Genomic DNA, 1043 nt, shown 5'->3' with positions numbered 1-1043 from the left:
CACCCGGTCCCACCGGAACGAATCCGCTGTGGAAGCAGATCGGCTATCCGGGGCCGGTCGGCCGATTCGAGACCGCCCCGAAGCCGCCGCTGTCGCCCCTGCGGTACACCCAATCCACCGCGCTCGACTGCGATGTCGTCGTGGTCGGCTCCGGCGCCGGTGGTGGCACCGCGGCAGCCGTACTGGCCGCGGCCGGCCTCGACGTGATCGTGCTGGAACGCGGAAACTATTACGACGACCAGGATTTCGGCACCGGCGAACTCGACGCGCTCACCACCCTGTACGCCCCCGGCCCCGCCACGTCGGCGGAAGGTCAGATCACCCTCGTCGCGGGCACTTGCCTCGGCGGCGGCACGGTAGTCAACTGGAGCACTTCACTGCCGACCCCCGACACGATCCGTGCCGAATGGGCCGAGACCGGCGTTCCGCAGTTCGCCGAGGACGAGTTCGGCGACGCATTGACCGCCGTGCAGCAACGGATCGGCGTCACCGATCGCAGGTCGCCGCTCTCGGCGCGCGACGGCATTCTCGAACGCGGCGCACGCTCCCTCGGCTGGGACGTAGACACGTTGCCGCGCAATGTCAGCGACGCGTGCGATGCCGGAATCGAGTGTGGGCGTTGCAGTTACGGGTGCCGCCTCGGCGCCAAGCAGTCGGCGACCAAGACCTGGCTCGCCGACGCGGCCGAGCACGGTGCACGCCTGGTGGTCGATGCCGATGTCCGAGCGATCACCGTGAAAGCCGGTCGTGCCGAGACAGTTTCGGCCGTCACCTCCACCGGCGCGGAGGTCACCGTGCGCGCCAAGGCCGTTGTGGTCGCCGCGGGCGCGATCCAGACACCGGCGCTGCTGCGACGATCCGGCCTGCGCAACAAGAACATCGGGCAGCATCTGCGCCTGCATCCGGCCGCGGCGGTCTTCGGCGCATTCGACGACGAAGTCCGGCCGTGGGAAGGCGCGTTGCAGGGCCGAATCAGCCGCCACCACGCCGATCTCGACGGCAACGGTTACGGCGTGATCTACGAAACCGGCCCGATCCACCCC

Annotated in this window: 1 protein-coding gene; it reads left to right on the top strand. The window is 69.4% G+C overall.

Annotated features, from left to right (window positions below; all coding sequences use genetic code 11):
* Window positions 1–1043: GMC family oxidoreductase N-terminal domain-containing protein (locus ACFWUY_RS41990; RefSeq protein ID WP_384122447.1), on the top strand; the 1043-nt coding region annotated here is incomplete at both ends.

This window comes from Streptomyces sp. NPDC058664, assembly GCF_042716635.1.
In the GTDB taxonomy this organism is placed as follows: domain Bacteria; phylum Actinomycetota; class Actinomycetes; order Streptomycetales; family Streptomycetaceae; genus Streptomyces.
The sequence above is the reverse complement of the archived record's forward strand: the minus strand, read 5'-3'. Positions and strand labels throughout refer to the sequence as shown.